Source organism: Streptomyces sp. NPDC001606 (assembly GCF_053596835.1).
Map to the genome: position 1 here is coordinate 1 of NZ_JBSFHC010000049.1, position 2,048 is coordinate 2,048.

Consider the following 2,048-nt stretch of genomic DNA (forward strand, 5'->3'; position numbering starts at 1 on the left):
AGGGCCAACGCCTGTATGGATGGGTAGGGGAGCGTCGTCTGCCGGGTGAAGCAGCACCGGAAGGTAGTTGTGGACGGTTGACGAGTGAGAATGCAGGCATGAGTAGCGATACAAACGTGAGAAACGTTTGCGCCGATTGACTAAGGGTTCCTGGGTCAAGCTGATCTGCCCAGGGTAAGTCGGGACCTAAGGCGAGGCCGACAGGCGTAGTCGATGGATAACCGGTTGATATTCCGGTACCCGCTGTGAAGCGTCAAACATCGAATCCAGTGATGCTAAGCCCGTGAAGCCGTTCCGGACCCTTCGGGGAATGGAAAGTGGTGGAGCCGGTGGCCCGAGCTGGTAGTAGGTGAGTGATGGGGTGACGCAGGAAGGTAGTCCATCCCGGGCGGTGGTTGTCCCGGGGTAAGGGTGTAGGCCGCAAGGTAGGCAAATCCGCCTTGCATACGGCTGAGACCTGATGCCGAGCCGATTGTGGTGAAGTGGATGATCCTATGCTGTCGAGAAAAGCCTCTAGCGAGTTTCATGGCGGCCCGTACCCTAAACCGACTCAGGTGGTCAGGTAGAGAATACCGAGGCGTTCGGGTGAACTATGGTTAAGGAACTCGGCAAAATGCCCCCGTAACTTCGGGAGAAGGGGGGCCACACCTGGTGAGAGGACTTGCTCCTCAGGCTGGGGGTGGCCGCAGAGACCAGCGAGAAGCGACTGTTTACTAAAAACACAGGTCCGTGCGAAGCCGTAAGGCGATGTATACGGACTGACGCCTGCCCGGTGCTGGAACGTTAAGGGGACCGGTTAGCTCACTTTCGGGTGGGCGAAGCTGAGAACTTAAGCGCCAGTAAACGGCGGTGGTAACTATAACCATCCTAAGGTAGCGAAATTCCTTGTCGGGTAAGTTCCGACCTGCACGAATGGCGTAACGACTTCTCGACTGTCTCAACCATAGGCCCGGTGAAATTGCACTACGAGTAAAGATGCTCGTTTCGCGCAGCAGGACGGAAAGACCCCGGGACCTTTACTACAGTTTGATATTGGTGTTCGGTTCGGCTTGTGTAGGATAGCTGGGAGACTTTGAAGCTCATACGCCAGTGTGGGTGGAGTCGTCGTTGAAATACCAGTCTGGTCGTGCTGGATGTCTAACCTGGGTCCGTGATCCGGATCAGGGACAGTGTCTGATGGGTAGTTTAACTGGGGCGGTTGCCTCCTAAAGGGTAACGGAGGCGCCCAAAGGTTCCCTCAGCCTGGTTGGCAATCAGGTGTTGAGTGTAAGTGCACAAGGGAGCTTGACTGTGAGACCGACGGGTCGAGCAGGGACGAAAGTCGGGACTAGTGATCCGGCGGTGGCTTGTGGAAGCGCCGTCGCTCAACGGATAAAAGGTACCCCGGGGATAACAGGCTGATCTTCCCCAAGAGTCCATATCGACGGGATGGTTTGGCACCTCGATGTCGGCTCGTCGCATCCTGGGGCTGGAGTCGGTCCCAAGGGTTGGGCTGTTCGCCCATTAAAGCGGTACGCGAGCTGGGTTTAGAACGTCGTGAGACAGTTCGGTCCCTATCCGCTGTGCGCGTAGGAGTCTTGAGAAGGGCTGTCCCTAGTACGAGAGGACCGGGACGGACGAACCTCTGGTGTGCCAGTTGTTCTGCCAAGGGCATGGCTGGTTGGCTACGTTCGGGAGGGATAACCGCTGAAAGCATCTAAGCGGGAAGCCTGCTTCGAGATGAGGACTCCCACCCACTTGATGGGGTAAGGCTCCCAGTAGACGACTGGGTTGATAGGCCGGATCTGGAAGCCAGGTAACTGGTGGAGGTGACCGGTACTAATAGGCCGAGGGCTTGTCCTCAGTTGCTCGCGTCCACTGTGTTGGTTCTGAAACCACGAACAGCCCCACGTTTGTCACAGCGTGGTGCGGCGTTCACAGTTTCATAGTGTTTCGGTGGTCATAGCGTGAGGGAAACGCCCGGTTACATTCCGAACCCGGAAGCTAAGCCTCACAGCGCCGATGGTACTGCAGGGGGGACCCTGTGGGAGAGTAGGACACCGCCGAAC

At 57.1% G+C, this 2,048-nt stretch carries 2 rRNA genes; both read left to right on the plus strand.

Features of this window, described 5'->3' with window-relative positions:
• Positions 1-1,842, plus strand: a 23S ribosomal RNA gene (locus ACWCV9_RS37625); the annotation flags it as partial.
• 89 nt (positions 1,843-1,931) lie between these two features.
• Positions 1,932-2,048 (plus strand): 5S ribosomal RNA (gene rrf, locus ACWCV9_RS37630).